Raw genomic sequence first — 16,839 nt, 5'->3', positions numbered from 1 at the left:
GAGGAATGTCCTATAAAAGTTTTGATTAAGCTTGACCAACTGCTTGCAGAAAGAAATATGTCTCAGCACGAATTATCTCGTTTAACTGGAATACGACAACCATCTGTTAACGAAATGTGCAGGAATCAAACTGTGAGATTGCCACTTGATAACCTGGCAAAAATATGTGAAGTATTAAAGTGTGACATACCAGATGTTATTGAATTGGTTTACCCGACAATGTTAATAGACGAACAGGCTGAATATAAAGTAAACAAAGTGAATCCCGACTGTTAATCAGCCGGGATTTTTTTGTTTATATTTATAAATTCTCACTAATAAAAATTCCATCTAAACTAGCTTGGTACTACTGTCTGCATATCATCCGACCGCTGATTATATCCACAAATGCTGATAAATCAACATTTCTAGCGACTTTCATAGACTAGTAGATAAAATTGCGACATAAATTATTGAGGTTAATCTTTATCGTAAAACCCTGAATCTGATAATATATAAGCTAATCTTTCGACTAATGGTGTTACATTTTGACCGTCTAAAGCACCGCTTATTTCTTCTAATGTGTTTTCAACCGTCCTTAATTTATCAATGACTTGCCGCTTTTCATCCATCTCTAAATCACTTCCCATTACACAACCAATCGCAATGTTTATCGCTTTACTGATTTCCAAATTGTTCAGCCTCCTTCTTATGAAAAAGACACCCGAATTAACGAGTGCCTTCCAGTCTTTTCTTTTTGATTTCCTCAAGCATCTTCTCATCTTCAATGAATTCCTTCATCTTGATGTTTACCCAAGTAGAAACTTTTATACCTTTCAATCCAGCATAATGACAAAATTCCTCATATACTTTTGGATCAAGTGAAATATTGTGTCGTGTCATTGCAGCCAATATTACCGCCTCCTTTGGTAATATTGTCCAATAATCACTTTTATTTATCAATACACATTAATACACACTGTTACACATTCTCGTCCGATTACGACACATTAATAAACACTTTTCAAAGTATCAGCTACCTTATGCCCTATTAACTCCATACCCTTTTCATTTGGGTGTGTGCCATCATCAGCATTGAAATAAACTAGCTTATTGTATTTATTCATACCTAAGCCGTAATAGGTATCAGCAACAGGGATTTTAAACTCTTTCCCAACATCACCAATTCCTTTTACATAATCAGTTAAAACGATTTGATTAACTCCACGTTTGTTATTGTCACTGTCTGTGCCGTCTGCATACCATCTATAAATAACTGGCATCAATATCACTTTAAGGTGCGGATGTGCGGTTAATAACTTATCTAATGAGTATCTAGTTGCCCCATTGAACGTATTAACATCCAATAAATTATTGGCATTATCAACTAATTTTCCACCGTCATTTGTACCATAAGCAATGGTGATGTAGTCAACTTTTGTCCAATCAATGGTTTTTAAGGTTGCTATTCTTGTTGCGAAATAATTAGGTACACCAGACGATAATTGGCTATCCTGCAAAGTAAAATTGTTCGTTGCGATACTGTTAGCCAGTTGATACATCGAATAAGGGTCATATCTTACATCATCATGCACTCCCATTTGACAACCACCAAAACCCATGTTAATGACATTTAAACCTAATATGTCATTTGCAATAATATAGGTATAATCTCTTGGAGCTGGATAACCTGCCGTGATACTGTCACCGAAGCAAACAAGTGTTTTTCCCTTAAATCGTACATTGGGATTTGATGTTTTCATGATAAGCGCATAGAGTTGTTTAGGTGTTAATAGAGAAACCGTTCCATTAAACCAATTATTTGTAAACCTAGATAGCAATTCTTCAAACTGAGAGATGTTTGGTTCGTTTCCTTCACCGAAAGTAGCAGTTAAATCTACAACCATAATGTTTTGATATTGGAATGAATCACCAGCTACATAACTTACTGCTGTACTATGGATAAACTGAAAATCCGTTGTGTCTATCGGTGTCAAAATTGCGGAAAGTTTATTCCATTGGTTAGCAGTAACCGTTAAGCCTGCTACTGCCCCTCCGAGTTGAAACGAGGTTGCGGTTGCATATTTAGGAAAGAGATCGCCACGCACATAATATTTACGCCCTACAGTCGGAACAAAACTTAGTTGTTCAATTCTTGCAGTTGAGTTTTTTGATGTAACAGTATAAGTTAAAACATTGTTCGCTACTGAGTTAGAGCCTGATGGGATATACCATTCCGTATTGCCGTTACTGAAATCACCATTAATCACTTTGTTTGCAGCTAAAAAATATGCGTTCGCTCCTATTTCTTGTAAAGCTGATTCTACATTAGAACCGACATAGTAATTACCTGAATCAGTAATAGGAAGTTGAGAAGCATTTGTTATAGCAACTGAAGCATCTAGTTTTTGTGTGAGTCGCTTAAACATTTGAGAAGGATTGATAAACTGTACAGTTGCATCAAACCAACTATTTGTAAAATTCGCTAGGAATGTTTCAAACTCCGATAATGATGGTTCATTTCCTGCTCCAAACATAGCAGTTAAATTGACTACCAACACTCTTCTGAATTTAACCGATTCCCCTGCTGTATAACCAACATTACTATGAACGAATTGGAAGGTTCCAGTTACAGTAGGAGTGGTAATTCCTGATACTGTGTTCCATTGGTTGACTACTACTGTTTTATTAACCTTAGTCGTATTATCAAGAGTAATATAGGTAGTAGTTGCATACTTGGGGAAAATATCGCCACGAACATAGTATTTATTACCAGCTATTGAAGCAAATCCTTGTTGTTCAATTCTTGCTGTTGTACTACTGGACGATTTGACAACTGTTAGTTCATTGTTAGTCACTGAATTAGTAGAATATGGAATGTACCAATTGGAATTGTCGTTAAAATTACCGTTAATAATTTGATTTTTAGCTAGTAGATAAGTGTCTGTTTCAATTTCATCTAGCCTAGTTTTCAAAACAGAGTACGTTTTATTTTTAATTGCGGATGTGTGGGCATCCGTTACTTCTGCATTGGCATTACCACTTACTACAATCAAATTATCAATTCTTTGATTGGTTGCTGTATTCTTAGAATCAAGATCACTTTTTTCTGCTTTAGATGATAAGGCAAGCGTGTTTGCTGATACAGTTGCATTGGTAGTGACTAAATCACTTTGCTTCGCCTTCTCCGCCAATGATGTATTAATTTTGGTATTTTCATCATCCAATCTAGCCTTCAATGTTGCATAAACTGTGCCACTTTTATTCACTCTAGCTTGAGCAGATTCAGGTGAAGAATCACCATCTATTACTAATACATCAAGTTGTTTTTGAAGATTACTTTGCTCCGAAGTAAATTTATCTATATCCGGTTTTTTAGCGGCTACATAATCACCCTGGGTCTTTGCATAATCTCCTTGTGTTTGAGCGTGCTGAGAAGCTGAATCCGTATCAGAAATCAATTCCTCTACTTCCACAAACAATTTTTGCAATAATGGTAAATCACCATTATTTTCGTGAATTTCATCTGTACCAATGGATGCAAATAATAGAATTTTGAATCGGTGGGTGGAGATTCTTTCCTTGTTGTCGATGCTGAAAAATTGTAGTTCTATTTCACTTTCGCCAGCTACCTGATTTTCCTCCAATCCGAATTGGTATAATACTTTATTGTTACTATGATTAGTCAATAGACGAGAAATGACTTTTCTGTCTTTTCTTTTAAAGTTAGTTACGATTCTACCAATATTACTAAAATCAGCAACCTGCCCATTATCATTAATCACAATTTCCAATTGATTAGTATCACCTTGAATGAATCGCAGTAAAGGTATCACCGTAGATCGCTTTAAATCAATCGTGATAGTTTGTTTATTGATGGTTTGCACAGGCTCACCCCCTAAATATATAAAAACTTAAAATCAAAGGATATTTCGAAGGTATCGGATACTCCGGATATTTGAAATTGATTCCACCCAGGAACCAATGTGATTAATTTTTTATTGGTTTGACCGAATATTGAGGTTCCGTTTTTAAGGGAACGAATGCCGGTTAACTCGATTTGATCATTTGCGATTGTAGGACCTGAATATATCCATTCATCCCCTGTGGTTAAGTTTTTGATGGTCAAATTGTTCGATAACCCTTTAAAAGCTATTTTCAAAAAATGCTCTCTCGGATCTACAATCGAATCTCCATCATTCCAAATTTTAAAAGTAGAATCATTAAATGTATAAATAACTTCTTCTGGAGCTGACACTTGAAAGTGCCAGCCAGGGTTTAATGTACTACCTCCCGATTCCGCATAAGGCGAAGATGAAATACAAGCAATCTCGAAGGTAGCCTTCCTGCGATTAACTTTGTCTAAATTGAATACAGTTGCTGATCTAACTTTCCATCGTTTAAAAGGGACACGGTTGTCTAGTAGATAAAAATACGTTTTCCCATTAAACAACCGAAACACATTATCCCTTTTCGTTGAATAGTCCGCAATATCTTCTGAGGACATTAAAAAAGATGCTCGCATTGTGCGACCATCATAGGTGGTTTCTAAATCAATATGACCATCTCGTCCATCGGTGGATTCTGATTCTGTTTTTGGTGAGAGCGAATCTATTTCTAGCTTTAATGGGATGAGCCCATATTCGGATAGATCATAACGAATTCCTTCTAGTGTTTCGATAAATAAACTCATTATTTTCTCACCCCATTTACTCTCATTTTTGATGTAAAGCGTGAATTTAATCCGTCTTCGACTAAATCAAAATCTACTGTCCCTACGTTTACCCCATCAATAATTATTGGAGCAGGTTGGATATTAAACGAAAAGGAGTTGCTTGGATTTCCTGACGAATTATTTCCAACACCAGCAAAATTAACATTTGAAAAATCAGGAATATTTATGTTTGGGATTGCTGGAATAGCTGCACGTGCAAGTAATCTAGCATTTTTAGTCACGTTTGAAACAGTCTCTTTCATTCCGATTGCTAAACCTTCTCCAACAAATCCACCAATTTTCATCATAATTCTAGAAGGGGATTTGATTTTCAGTGCATCTCTCATGGATGCGGCAACAGAATCAGCTATTTGTTTTGCTTTTTTCTTCAAGTCACCTTCCATAGAAGATAGCCCATCAATCATGCCAGCAATCGTATTTTCCCCTATCCCATGCATTGTGGACACCATAGGATTAAACTGATTCGTGGTCCCTGTTCTGATTTCTTTGATTTTTGCTTCCCACTCTTTACGTAGCTGTTCCAGTTGGGATATAGATTCTTTATGGAGCTCTTTAATTTTTATTGCAGTATCTTTTTTCATTCCATCAAGTTCAGCGGTCGCTTGTTTTCTGGCAAGTTCGTTTTTGGTCTTCCACAGTTCTGCATACTCTTTAAGTTGAGCGTCCGTCATTCCATTTAACGCAGCAATCTCATCAGCCGCTCTTGGACCCATGTCACGAAGTTCTTCTAGTAGCCCTTGGTCGATTCCCCGTTTTGACAAAGATCTAATATTATTAGACCACTCGGTAAATGTGGATACCTGCCCTTTTAAATTGTCGAGAAGTTGTTGGCCAGATACATCAGACTTTCTATTTATCTCATCAAAAATCCCAGCGAAAGAATACAAGGATTTGGTGCGATCCTCTACAGCCTTTTTATACTCATCATTTAATTGTTTCTCGTCTTCGATAAGCTTTTTATTGATATCGGTCATTTTACCGACATATTCATCGTTTAGAGAAATCAATTTATCGTTTATTTCTTTCTTAACTCTCATGATGTTCTTTTCGGCTTCTTCTCGTTCCTTTGTTCCATCTTTATATCTTCCCTGAACTCGTTCCCAAGCTTTTAACTCGTTAAGTAAAGAGATTTGATTAAGTGAACTCTTCTTTTCAATTAAATTCTTTGATACTTCAAAACTTCTGGCAACTGCTTCTTGTTCTTTTTTGGCAGCTTCTAATTTCATTTTTTCAATTTCTTTAACAGACATATCTTGAATTTTTTTAATCTCAAGATTTACTTTTCGGATTTGTTCAGGTGTTTTTGCATAGGTGGATTTAACTTTCTCGAGAGATTTAATATATTCCGATGAATCGATTGCACCCATTTTAAAATTATAGTTTGCTTTGTCGAATGCTTCTTTGAAGTTTTTTGCTGCTGTAACTGCTGCTTTCCTTGCTGCTGCAGCAATAGCTTTTTGTTTATTATTAATTCCCTTAATTACACCGTCACCGGCTTGTCCCCCTATTTTTTCGGTAACCTTCGAAGGGGAGTGGATATCTAGGGATTTTTTCATTTCATCCGGAATAATCTTAGCAATTTTTCGGATTGCAGCTCCTAGAGGATTTGACATGATAGCAATCCCATCTATCAAACCTTGAACAGAATCTTTACCAATTTGTTTTAAGCTTTTACTTTTAAAATCTACAATAAAGGCATCCCATTTAGAAAGGATTTCACCGGTCTCCCAATCAACTTCATTCACATGATCCTTTGCTTGCTCCTTGGCTGCTTTAACGACATCTTTATGCATGTCCTTCGCTCGTTTAACCACTTCATCTCGTTGTTTAGATGCCTCCTTTATCATTCTTTCTGCTTGCTCAGCGGATATGACACCAGTCTCATCCCGCATACGGATGATTTGAGCCATGGATTCATTGTATTGCTTTTCTGCTTCTTTAACCGCTCCATCTCTTTGTTTACTGGAATTTTTAACAACCTCAGCTGCTTGTCTTGCTGACAAGTCTCCTGCAGATTGTTTTATGCGTTCCAGAATAGCCTTTGATTCTACTTCATTTTTTGAAAGATAATTAACCGCATTTTCGTTCATGCTGTTCTGTATGGTGTTAATTACTCTTCTTTCGTTTTCGGTTAAAGCCCGTTTTTCTTTTGTTGCTTTTTCCAAAATCTCTTTTATCCTGGCTTCTTTTTGTTCTTGGTCGTAAACTTCCTGCTTATTTCGCTGTTCCTGGTCAGCAAGAATCTTTTCCTCCTCTTCGGCCGTTAAAGCATTAGATTTAAGGAAAAATTGTCTTAACTTGTCTAATTGTTGCTCGTGTCTTTCGTCCATTTTAGCCAGGATTTTTGCGTTCATTTCAGCGTATATGCCAACTAGAGATTCTTTCATTTCAGATGTAATTGTTTGTTGATTGATAGAAAGCTCTGCTAATTTTTGAGAAGCACTGTCCGAAAGTTCAAAGTAGCTACCCAATGCCTCTTTTGTGGCTTTGGATGTTTCTTTTCCAAAGCGTTCTACTTCTGGTATGGCATCTTTACTCAAATGTTTATACAAAGCAATACCAGCGACGGTTAATGCGGCTACAGCTGCAATCGTCAAACCAATTGGACCTGTTAGAATTGTGAATGCCCCAGCTAAGGCTCCTACTGCTGGTGTGGCTGCTACTGCACCTGTAGTAACTACTGCAATAGCACCTGATACAGTACCAACTGCTGTAACAATTGCACCCAAAGAACTTACTAATGTCCCTCCTATTACTAAAACAGGTCCAATAGCTGCGGCTATTCCCGCTATTCCTAAAATAACTTTTTGGGTACCGGTATCCATATCGGCAAACTTCTGAATTATTGGTGTAATTTTATCAACCAAATCCATTACAATCGGAATTAAAATATTTCCAATGGTTATCCCTAAATCTTTTACCTGATTCCACATTATTTTTAATTGGGATGCTGTTGTCTTATAACGTTGCTCAGCCTCTTTGGTTAAAGCGTTATTGTCTTCCCAAGCTTTTGTAGATGTGGCTACAGCTTTTGAAAGTATGTCCGATGCTCCCGACATCCTTAATAGTACATCTTGTTCACGGATGCCAGAAATCGCTAAATCAGCTAAAGTTTTAGAAAGGTTTCCTCCAGCTTTTGAAGATGCAGATAATCCTTTTACAAAAATATCTAAAGCTTTTATCGGATCGTCCTTCCATGCTTTTGTAAAAGTCTTTGCGTCTACTCCGGCGGCTTTAGAAAACGCATTTAATGATTTTCCACCGTTCATTACTGCGGCTTGCATTTTTTTCAGGACCGTACTCATGGCTGTTCCGCCTGCTTCGGCCTCAATTCCCAAACTACTCATAGTCCCTGCCAGTGCCGTAATCTGTGCCTCTGTCAACCCGATTTGTTTTCCTTGTCCGGCAAGACGTAGTGACATTTCGACAATCTCAGCTTCAGTTGTGGCCATGCTATTTCCAAGTGCTACAATACTGGATCCAAGGCGGTCGAATTCCGTTTGAGGCATTTGTGTGATGTTGGCTAATCGTGCTAATGCGGTTGCCGCTTGATCGCTAGTTAAGTTTGTTGATACGCCTAAATCCACCATCGTTCTGGTAAACCCAAGAATAGCCTCTTTCTTTATTCCTAGTTGTCCTGCAGCTTCAGCTACACCTGCAATCTCAGTCGCAGCAGCAGGAATCTCTTTAGCCATATTACGGATACCAGATGATAGAGCCTTAAATTCAGCTTCAGTCCCATCTACTGTTTTTCTCACTCCTGCGAATGCTGATTCAAAATCTACCGCCGTTTTAAAAGCAGCAGTACCCATAGCAACAATTGGAGCGGTAACTTTCATAGACAAGTCTTTGCCAACTGTTACCATGCCATCCCCAACAGTTTTTAGCTTTGCACCAATAGGTTCAAGCTTTTGGGAAAGCTGTGTCCAAGTGGATGATTGAATTTTTAGGGCCTTTTCCACATCATTTAGTTCGGTTTTTAAATGGTTAAATTGAGCTTGTGCATCGTTAACTTTTTTCGCTTGGCGTTCAAGTTGGGCTTCGTTAGCAGTTCCAGAAGCTTTCAATTCATCATACTTTTTACGAGTTTCGGTAAGTTTAATATTTGCAGTTTCCAAGGTGCGCGATAATATATCCTTCTTGGATTTAAGCCCATCTAGCGACTTACCATATTCTGAACCAAGTGCTTTTATCGCCTTCAGCTCTGACCCCATTACTCTAAGATTCCGGTCAACTTGTGCCATGCTACCGTTAAATTTGGAAGCGTCGAGAGATAGAGAGACTGCTAAACTACCAATATTAGTTGTCATATATTTCACCCGTTTTCAGTCAGTGACATTATTTTGAACACAAAAAAATCACAACCAATCCAAATCGTCGGCTGTGATGTATTCCGTATGAACTGTATTTAATTCAAACCAAAATTTAATATCCATTTCATCTATTTCGTGGAGTTTATAACCCTCACGCATACGCTCTCGATACCACTCTTTTATATAATCGTAAGCGTCAAAATCACTTACTTCCCCAGATCGTTTCCCTCATCACTTGGGACTGATAATCCTCCAAAGCTTAGGACATCGTTGTAAATTCGCATTACTTCACTATCGAGATGTCTAGCATCAATACCGTCCCAAAACTCGTCTAAAGTAAATCGTTTTCCAAAAGTAACTACACAAAACTCTACAAGTTCGTCGAAAAGTTCAGCGGTTAAATCAGAACCTTCCTCTTTCATTTTTTTATTTAAAAGTAAAGCATTTCGGAATATTCGTCCTGGGATAAAATCATTTGTGAATGTCTTGTCCTTACCATCAATTTTTAATGTTATTTGCATTATTATTCTCCTTTTCGGTAATAAAAAAGAGGAGGATAATTAAATCCTCCCCTCTAATTACGGTGCTGGTGTAACGGTTGGTTTTTTAACTGTCGCAAAAAATGTAGTGGCGTTCACAGTTACGCCAACATCATCTGTGCGAACTGTATACTTCAAAGTACCGTCTTCAAGTGGAATCGCTTCACCAGTGAATCCGGATTGCTTAAATGCAGTCTCACCTTTTTTCTTTGTCGCGTTCGATTCTTCTGTTGGCTTAAATTTAGCTTTGTATAACCAAACGAGTTTCGAGCCACTTTCAAATCCAATTGCAAGATAATTCGGCGTGTCATTAGCGTTCATGATCAAACCCTTTTCATCAGACAACTTATGACCGTACCAGTCCGCTTGCACCTCAGTAGGAAGGTCGGCCACCTGTCCGGCAATGGTGATTGTGTCGAGTTGTACTTCGTTTGCTACTACACGATCCCCGGCATCGAATGTCGCTTCTGAGAAGTTCGGCGTGAGTGTTAACTCGATAGGCATAGTAAGTGTTTTTACTTCACCATGTTCTTCAGTTGTTTCATCCGTCATAATTGCATAATGTAGCTTTTTGAGACTTACCTTTTGTACTTTTTCTTGTACTGGTGTCATGCGTTGTTACCTCCTAAATTTTAATATTCATCTATAAACTTAAATCGCATTACTTTATTAAAATGGGAATCCCCATCCATGTAAGGAGCATCAAATTCAAATGTTCTTTCAAACCCTGCTTTTTCTAGTGTTTTTCGCACAGAATTAACTAGAGAAGTATAGTTGCTTTTTGACCATACATTTAGATTGATTAACCTTTCAGTTGTAATTTCTACATCAGCTGCCTCGAGTTCTGGACCTGTATGATATTCATGAAAAGTAATATATTGAGCAGGAGGAGTGGATCCAGCTGGATATGCTTGAAAAACAACTGGCGCGCCTATATCAGAGAGTGTGGAAGTGACGAATTCTACTAAATCAATCATAATCCAAGTCCTTTCTGAATTTCGGCAATCATTGCTTCTTTAGCTTCATTTTTGCTAGATTCAAAACCTCTAGCAAAGACTGGGTTTGGAGCTGTTGGACCCCAAGTGATTTTCTTGCCTTTTTTGGTAATTATTGATCCACCACTTCGGCCAAATTCGATTATATGTCCGTGGTAGGCTTTACTACTGTGGATGATTACCTCACCATCTTTAGGTCGCCTTAGTTTAATATTATTTTTGTAAATACCTCTGGAACGATTGCCGAACTTCGATTCAGATTCGATAGCTGTTTTGATCACTTTTCCTGCTTCGGTAAGTGCTTTGTTTTCAACAGTTTCATTCAGGTTCAATCGCATTAAGTTTTGTAGAATATCGTCAAGTCCTGTAATTTTCACTTCCAAAATCAAAGCACCTCCCTAACAAGGATTGTGTACCACTGATTGTTTTCATCGTCATTCGTCATAGAAAAAATATCGTAATCTTGTCCTTTATGACGGATACGCATAGTATCTTCCACATCATTTCTATAACGGATGCTAAACTTTTTTAAGTCTTGCATTTGAACAGCTGCCGATTCAAATAGACGTAAACCCTTTTGTGTTTCAATCCCTGCCCACACAGTGACATGTTCCGTCCAATCTTGTGTGGGCCACCCATTTACAATTTCACCAGGAGGCTTTAAAAAAGTAATTTTATGTTTTAACAATCCTGAATTTTTCTTGGGCTTGTATTTAAACGGTTGCATCCGAATCACCTTCTAATGCTTTAGATATTCCCAAACTATTAATCTCGCTTAAGAAGTTCTTATTAAAAAATTCTAAAGCATCGTTATAGACGTATCGTGAACGTTCAAAAACAAGCTCTTTAAAGTCTTCATCAGAGTTAATGTCATAATCTCCACAGGCTTTTTTTAAAGCGACAACAGACGCAGAAAGGATGCGTCTTAGGTTCTCATCTTCATGATCCTCTAAGTGCATCCTCTCTTTAAACTCACCTAAAACAGTATCAGTGATGCTCATCTAACATCACCCCTTATCAGAAGGTTTCTTTTCCTCTTTTACTTTTTCGATAAATTTGCAGTTATAGGAAGGATGCTCCTTTAAAAGTAATTCAATCCGCTTTTTAGAAGGTTTATAGTTTCCTTTAGGATAAACCTCACCCGCTTCATAAAGCGTATCATTATCCTCTTTGTCTATAAATCTATTGATTACTTTATACATTGACTAAGCCCCCCTTTAAACTTCTGGAGTTGTTAAGTCTAATGTATAAACTTGTGCAGCAAAATTGTCTTTTGGCTTACCAGTCGCAAATTGTTTAGCGATATAAAGAGTTGCATCTTCCATTGCCAGAGTTTGATCAAACTTTTTAATAGGTTCCGTCCCACCCATCGCAGCAATGTATTCGCCTTTAACAAAGAATAAAATCTTTCCTTGTGGAACAAACACAGATTCTGTTGGAGTAGGATTAAACGGAAGATTCGTAACGTAAACACCAGCTGCATTTTGAATTGTTGCATTAGCCTGGATATCAAATGTGTCAAATGGATTTGTTACCATAACGACCTTTCCGGCGACATTGCGTACTTTTTCCACATTGTCTTTTCCAACTGGTCGAATAGCAAGCTTTTTGACAACGCCTTTTAATTCATTAATAGTCGTGCGTCCTGGTTCAAACGTTAAAGTACCAGCAGATTCTTTATCCGGATAAACGCCATCAATCACATTACCTTTAATATCTTTTAATAATCCAATAGGTTGATCTTTACCTGTACCAGCAACAAAACCTTTTTCTAAGCCTACAGCCATTGCCTCTGTAATCATAGTGCGAACATAACGTTCAACCCATACCGGACCTAATTTAAGCATGTCATTTGCTAAAGGAATAAATGCTGTTAATTTAAGTTGGCTGATAGATTCTTTACGGAATGTAGCGTTTAATTGTCCTTGGATGTCTCCAAATAATGGACCCCATACTGCAGCACCCTCTGGATCACCATAAATAAATTCTGTGACTGCTCCAAGATTTTGTAACCCGATATGTTGAAGGAGTGGATGTTCTTCCACAAGGTCATCAAAAATACGCTCTTGTGTCGTCTTAGGTAGCGTTTCAGTATCTTTAAAACCACCATCTTGGACAACAGCGTTAAAGAATTTCATTTCTTCGCTAGTAAGGACATTTTGTCCGCGTGCTTGCATGATGGAACGATCAAGAATCGATTCATTGACTTGATTCAAAATATCCGATTGTACATCACTTGCAAGTGCCTCAATCATGGCATTTAATGCAACTGATTGCTGCTCAGGAGTACCTTCTTGTGTAGCTTTAGCAAATGCTAATTTCTTTTCTTCAAAGTTATTAAATTTAATTGTCATATTTACTTACCTCCCAAATTTAAAAAGAGCGTACCAAGATTCTGCTGCTTAGGAGCAGGTTCAGGGATAGGCTCTTTAGGTTTTAATTCATTTGTTAATTCATTTTTAAACTCAGCAAACATTTGTTTTAATGTATTTTCGTCAATGTTCGAGGATGGTTCTGGTTGTTTCGGTGCCAACTTATTATTAAATTCTTTAGCTTTGTTCTCATAAAGTTCTGATTCAACTTCTTCGGGATCTCCATCGATTATTTCATCAATCAAGCCAAGTGCTAATGCTTCCTCTGCGGTTAAGTATGTTTCTTCATCAAGCAGATTTTTCATTTTTTCTTCATCGACACGATTTGTATAAGACTTCAAAACAGCCTGGCTAACCTTTTCGACGTTATCTGCAGATTTGCGAAGTTTTTTTGCGTCACCATAAGCAAAAGTTTGGGCATTGTGGACCATCATCATGGTATTTGCGTAAGCTCTGATTTTATCAGCTCCCATACACATAACACTTGCAGCAGATGCCGCAATTCCAGTGATCGTGACAGTGACATAGCCTTTATGATCTCTTAACGTATTGCAAATATCAATTCCGATAAAAGCGTCACCACCATAGGAATTAATTGACAAATCAATGTCCTCATCCTCTTTAATAGATTTCATCATATAATTGAAATCCCAAATACTAGAGTTCCAGCTAATGATATCTCCTTTAATTTTATGCTTCACTTATTTCTCACCTCCTTCAACCGATTCAGAATAATTTTTCGTCATAACATATTTCTCTAGCATCGGGTCATCCTCCCTTTCTAACCCTAACTCTTCGCGTAATTCATTACCGTTCATGACACCACTTGAACGTAATTTATCCACAGATGTGGCTACGTCGAAGATATTATTATAGGAAATTTTTCTAATATCCATCCGTTTACCTTTGAGAAAATCTGCTTTTTCAATAAACTTTGCATCGCCTTCATCTTTTATTTTCTTTATAAAAGGACCAATGCAGAAATTCATATAATTCCTTGTTTGTTTTTCCACATCTGCCATTTCACCTTTTAGTAACGCAATAGGAATTCCTAAAGCATTGGCGACTTGATATAAAAATCCATCCGTTACTTTGTTAACCTCTTCAACAGGATGATTTTGTTGAGACTGTTTCGATTCTTCTAACTTAAATCCTTTTTGTTGTGGGACGATAGCGACTGATTTTTCGCTAAAGGCTTTGTAGATTTTGTTAATGTAATTCTGTAATTTTTCTTGCCCTTTTTCATTCTTTTCAAGAATTGCTTCTACATCAACAAGTCCACGGATTTGTCCTTTTCGTTTCTGGAATTCTATGATTTTACCAAAGAGCTCGCCGTAATCAGTGTAAAGACTATCTAGCAAAGTTGTTAATTTTTCGTTCGTATATTCCAAATACAGGACTTCACTCATTTTGAATGTGCGTTTGAATTCAAAATTTTTAACAACTACATCTTTAAAGTTATCTTCATATAAAGCGTATTCCGCACGAGTAAAGGCATCAGCAATCAACAGATCATCGTCATCCGTTTTTATGACAAGTACTTCATTTTCTTTTATCAGCTTGTGAACTAACTGTTGCCAAAAAGTTGAAGCAGTTTGGTTTTTATTTGGTCGAACATTCAAACGGTAATACAATTCGTCCTTAATGATTTCCTTGCCATTTTTGATGCGAAAATCTGACTGGCTTATGGTCCGGGCAATCATATCCACACATATCTGTATAGCTAGTTTTTTCATGTGGATTTTTTCAGACGTGCCATCTATTAAATCAAAGTCAAACATATACTCTAATTCTTTATTTCTGTTTTTTACAAAATCTAATAATCCCAATGTCTCACCTCCCTCATTTTAAAAGTCAATGTCATCTAAGAAGAAATCCACATTATCAACAGGTATTTCATCAGCTCTATACATTGCATGGACAAAACACTGGAAACCGTCTGTTTTTCTTCTCACCGGCTCTTTCTTCCTATATACCTTATTACCATCCTTTTTAATAACGACTAGAACATTTTGCGTGTACCACCTCATGAGTGGATTATCACCGAAAATAATATGTTGGTTAGCGAAAGCTGCTTCTATTCTAGGAGCAAGTAAACTATGAATAGCTTCAGGATTTCTTATTACCTCAACTTCAAAGCCTGCTTCTTCAAGTGGTTTTCTTAATGCTTCCATACGGAAATTATCTCCAATGATTTTTTTGATGTTGTAATACTCTCGCATTTTTACAAACCATTCTACTATGTGTTTTGGATCTATAGTAGGCTCGTCTACAACTGTTAATAGTTCTTTCTCTTCCCATTCTTTGATTGGTGCAAATTTTTGTTTGGTTATTTCGGTTGCTTTTCTTGAATATCCGTAATAAATATCAATAAACTCTTTTCTTACAAATGAATGGGTCTTAAAAATATAATCTTCGCTATCTCTAAACAAAAGACCGCATGCAGCAAAGTCTCTTACACTAGCAAAGTCAATAGCGCCTATACACTCTTTTCCTATTAAATCAGGGAGTAGTTTGTTTGTAGCAGCGATTTCTTCCCATTTGGCAACAGAGCGTTCCAAATCTGTTACTGGCAAATTCATACGTTTTGTCATGAATTCTTCACGGTTGGAAGGATCGTCTTCTAAATCTTGGTATTCCTCTTTGATTGTTTCGAATAACCCCTCAGCATATTCGCTAAATGGCTTAGAAAGCATTGGGTTAGCAAGTTCCCAGTTATCAGGGTCATCAACTTGTTTTTCATCGTCAAGTTTACAAATGAAAGGGAATAAGGAGTTAACACGAGCTTCTCCCTTTAAAACTTTTAATGCTTTTTCTTTCATCTTGTCTAGGAATCCATCACGTACATACCCATCTGTACCAATATAGAACTCACGAGGATTTGGTTTTTTACCTAAACCAGAAATATGAACACGAACATCTTTATTACTTTCGTATTGATGGATTTCATCAAAGACAACAGCACCGTCTCGCAAACCATCTTTTGTTTCACCGTTTGAGGTTCTGAATTTGAGGATACTTCCAGTTATTTTAGATACAGTTTGGGTTAGGGTTGTTTTAAATGCTTTAAGCAGCGTTTTATGTCTTTTAACAGTTTTGTGCACTTCATCAGGTGAAGTTTTTGCTTGTTCTTCACTGTTAGCAATAATAGATATATTGTAGTCTGGTATCCCATGCAACTCACTTATAAGAAAATTGGTGACAACTGATATTAAACCGTTCTTACCGCCACCCCGTCCAAACATCCACAAATGTTTTCGGTAAAACACACGATCGTTTTTCTTGAAAAATAAAAAGACGAAAGCAATCAAGAATCTTTGGAATGGGCCCAATGGGAAATACCACTTTTCACCAAACCTAATACAATTCTCAATCATTTCGTCATCGAAATATAAATCATCCCTGCTAAGAACATCTCTTTTTAAATACTCAACTAATATCACACGCTCTTCATTAAACTTAACTTTTCCGGACTCGAAGAGATGGATATATTCTTCAACATATTTATTAGAAATCATATAAGATCACTACCGCTATGATCTGTGTCTTCCTCTTTAAAATCAAATGACTTTTCAATGCTTAATAAGGAGGCGTTAATTTTATTCCGTTCTCCAATAGTTTTTATTGCAACAGTCTCTCCATCCTTCTTGATGACTTTGCTCATCGCTCTAAATGATTTGACTAATTCAATGTATCGTTCTACTTTTTCAAGTTGGATTAAATCCTCTGTATTTATCTTTTCCAATAATTGGTTTTTAAGTTGTGTGATGTTCACACTCTTAGCCACTTTTTCACCTCCCGACATATAAAACTTAAAAAAACCTGACAATTAAGACCTCAACCGGTGTAGAGGTTTTTTGGAAAAAGTGAAAATATTTGGTGGGGGGGTGTAATTGTTTGAATTGT

18 protein-coding genes are annotated in these 16,839 nt (G+C 37.0%); 1 reads left to right on the top strand and 17 read right to left on the bottom strand.

Translation table 11 applies throughout. The features are described 5' to 3' along the window. Nucleotides 1–21: 21 nt before the first annotated feature. Nucleotides 22–276 (top strand): helix-turn-helix domain-containing protein, encoded by a 255-nt coding sequence (locus LRP83_RS08720; protein ID WP_290369521.1) that lies wholly within the window; start codon nt 22–24, stop codon nt 274–276. A gap of 182 nt (nt 277–458) precedes the next feature. Here LRP83_RS08720 and LRP83_RS08715 read toward each other — a convergent pair whose 3' ends face one another. The 17 genes from LRP83_RS08715 to LRP83_RS08635 all read right to left on the bottom strand — a co-directional run bounded on the left by LRP83_RS08715 (nt 459) and on the right by LRP83_RS08635 (nt 16,720). After that, nucleotides 459–671: a hypothetical protein gene (locus tag LRP83_RS08715; RefSeq protein WP_230496309.1), complete on the bottom strand. Its 213-nt coding sequence runs from the start codon at nt 669–671 to the stop codon at nt 459–461. A gap of 37 nt (nt 672–708) precedes the next feature. Beyond that, nucleotides 709–891, bottom strand: coding sequence for a hypothetical protein (locus tag LRP83_RS08710; protein ID WP_230496407.1), 183 nt, complete (start codon nt 889–891; stop codon nt 709–711). A 98-nt stretch (nt 892–989) separates the two neighbouring features. Next, nucleotides 990–3,866: an SGNH/GDSL hydrolase family protein gene (locus LRP83_RS08705; RefSeq protein WP_230496308.1), complete on the bottom strand. Its 2,877-nt coding sequence runs from the start codon at nt 3,864–3,866 to the stop codon at nt 990–992. 11 nt (nt 3,867–3,877) lie between these two features. Further along, the gene (locus LRP83_RS08700; protein ID WP_230496307.1) at nt 3,878–4,672 is read right to left on the bottom strand and encodes a phage tail family protein; all 795 of its coding nucleotides are present in this window, start codon (nt 4,670–4,672) and stop codon (nt 3,878–3,880) included. Continuing rightward, complete coding sequence (locus LRP83_RS08695; protein WP_230496306.1) at nt 4,672–9,024, bottom strand: phage tail tape measure protein; 4,353 nt, start codon at nt 9,022–9,024, stop codon at nt 4,672–4,674. The genes LRP83_RS08700 and LRP83_RS08695 overlap by 1 nt, the downstream gene beginning before the upstream one ends. A gap of 209 nt (nt 9,025–9,233) precedes the next feature. Then, complete coding sequence (gene gpG / locus LRP83_RS08690) at nt 9,234–9,548, bottom strand: phage tail assembly chaperone G (protein ID WP_230496305.1); 315 nt, start codon at nt 9,546–9,548, stop codon at nt 9,234–9,236. A gap of 57 nt (nt 9,549–9,605) precedes the next feature. Next, on the bottom strand, nt 9,606–10,178 hold the full coding sequence (locus LRP83_RS08685; RefSeq protein ID WP_230496304.1) for a major tail protein: 573 nt from the start codon (nt 10,176–10,178) through the stop codon (nt 9,606–9,608). A 20-nt stretch (nt 10,179–10,198) separates the two neighbouring features. After that, entirely contained in the window at nt 10,199–10,543 is a 345-nt protein-coding gene (locus LRP83_RS08680) for a hypothetical protein (protein WP_230496303.1), read from the bottom strand. Next, nucleotides 10,540–10,950: an HK97-gp10 family putative phage morphogenesis protein gene (locus LRP83_RS08675; protein ID WP_230496302.1), complete on the bottom strand. Its 411-nt coding sequence runs from the start codon at nt 10,948–10,950 to the stop codon at nt 10,540–10,542. The genes LRP83_RS08680 and LRP83_RS08675 overlap by 4 nt, the downstream gene beginning before the upstream one ends. After that, nucleotides 10,947–11,288 (bottom strand): phage head closure protein, encoded by a 342-nt coding sequence (locus tag LRP83_RS08670; RefSeq protein WP_230496301.1) that lies wholly within the window; start codon nt 11,286–11,288, stop codon nt 10,947–10,949. The genes LRP83_RS08675 and LRP83_RS08670 overlap by 4 nt, the downstream gene beginning before the upstream one ends. Continuing rightward, a complete protein-coding gene (locus LRP83_RS08665; RefSeq protein WP_230496300.1) occupies nt 11,275–11,562 on the bottom strand; it encodes a hypothetical protein in 288 nt (95 codons plus the stop codon). Before LRP83_RS08665 ends, LRP83_RS08670 begins: the two co-directional genes overlap by 14 nt. Before the next feature lie 6 nt (nt 11,563–11,568). Then, entirely contained in the window at nt 11,569–11,763 is a 195-nt protein-coding gene (locus LRP83_RS08660; protein WP_230496299.1) for a hypothetical protein, read from the bottom strand. 15 nt (nt 11,764–11,778) lie between these two features. Further along, nucleotides 11,779–12,915 carry a phage major capsid protein gene (locus tag LRP83_RS08655; protein WP_230496298.1) on the bottom strand — a complete coding sequence of 379 codons (1,137 nt, stop codon included), beginning with the start codon at nt 12,913–12,915 and terminating at the stop codon, nt 11,779–11,781. 2 nt (nt 12,916–12,917) lie between these two features. Continuing rightward, nucleotides 12,918–13,634 carry a head maturation protease, ClpP-related gene (locus LRP83_RS08650; protein ID WP_230496297.1) on the bottom strand — a complete coding sequence of 239 codons (717 nt, stop codon included), beginning with the start codon at nt 13,632–13,634 and terminating at the stop codon, nt 12,918–12,920. Then, nucleotides 13,635–14,714, bottom strand: coding sequence for a phage portal protein (locus tag LRP83_RS08645; protein ID WP_435531338.1), 1,080 nt, complete (start codon nt 14,712–14,714; stop codon nt 13,635–13,637). 66 nt (nt 14,715–14,780) lie between these two features. Then, nucleotides 14,781–16,451, bottom strand: a complete 1,671-nt coding sequence (locus LRP83_RS08640) for a terminase TerL endonuclease subunit (RefSeq protein ID WP_230496295.1) — start codon at nt 16,449–16,451, stop codon at nt 14,781–14,783. After that, nucleotides 16,448–16,720, bottom strand: coding sequence for a terminase (locus LRP83_RS08635; protein WP_230496294.1), 273 nt, complete (start codon nt 16,718–16,720; stop codon nt 16,448–16,450). The genes LRP83_RS08640 and LRP83_RS08635 overlap by 4 nt, the downstream gene beginning before the upstream one ends. Nucleotides 16,721–16,839 lie beyond the last annotated feature (119 nt).

This window comes from Pseudoneobacillus rhizosphaerae, assembly GCF_917563885.1.
GTDB lineage: Bacteria > Bacillota > Bacilli > Bacillales > Cytobacillaceae > Pseudoneobacillus > Pseudoneobacillus rhizosphaerae.
This window is presented reverse-complemented; position numbering and strand designations above follow the sequence as displayed.

Coding starts and splice junctions, on each gene's coding strand:
- LRP83_RS08680 (WP_230496303.1), bottom strand. CDS start 10,543: ATGATTGATTTAGTAGAATTCGTCACTTCCACACTCTCTGATATAGGC.
- LRP83_RS08655 (WP_230496298.1), bottom strand. CDS start 12,915: ATGACAATTAAATTTAATAACTTTGAAGAAAAGAAATTAGCATTTGCT.
- LRP83_RS08665 (WP_230496300.1), bottom strand. CDS start 11,562: ATGAGCATCACTGATACTGTTTTAGGTGAGTTTAAAGAGAGGATGCAC.
- LRP83_RS08640 (WP_230496295.1), bottom strand. CDS start 16,451: ATGATTTCTAATAAATATGTTGAAGAATATATCCATCTCTTCGAGTCC.
- LRP83_RS08660 (WP_230496299.1), bottom strand. CDS start 11,763: ATGTATAAAGTAATCAATAGATTTATAGACAAAGAGGATAATGATACG.
- LRP83_RS08645 (WP_435531338.1), bottom strand. CDS start 14,714: ATGTTTGACTTTGATTTAATAGATGGCACGTCTGAAAAAATCCACATG.
- LRP83_RS08670 (WP_230496301.1), bottom strand. CDS start 11,288: ATGCAACCGTTTAAATACAAGCCCAAGAAAAATTCAGGATTGTTAAAA.
- LRP83_RS08700 (WP_230496307.1), bottom strand. CDS start 4,672: ATGAGTTTATTTATCGAAACACTAGAAGGAATTCGTTATGATCTATCC.
- gpG (WP_230496305.1), bottom strand. CDS start 9,548: ATGCAAATAACATTAAAAATTGATGGTAAGGACAAGACATTCACAAAT.
- LRP83_RS08685 (WP_230496304.1), bottom strand. CDS start 10,178: ATGACACCAGTACAAGAAAAAGTACAAAAGGTAAGTCTCAAAAAGCTA.
- LRP83_RS08695 (WP_230496306.1), bottom strand. CDS start 9,024: ATGACAACTAATATTGGTAGTTTAGCAGTCTCTCTATCTCTCGACGCT.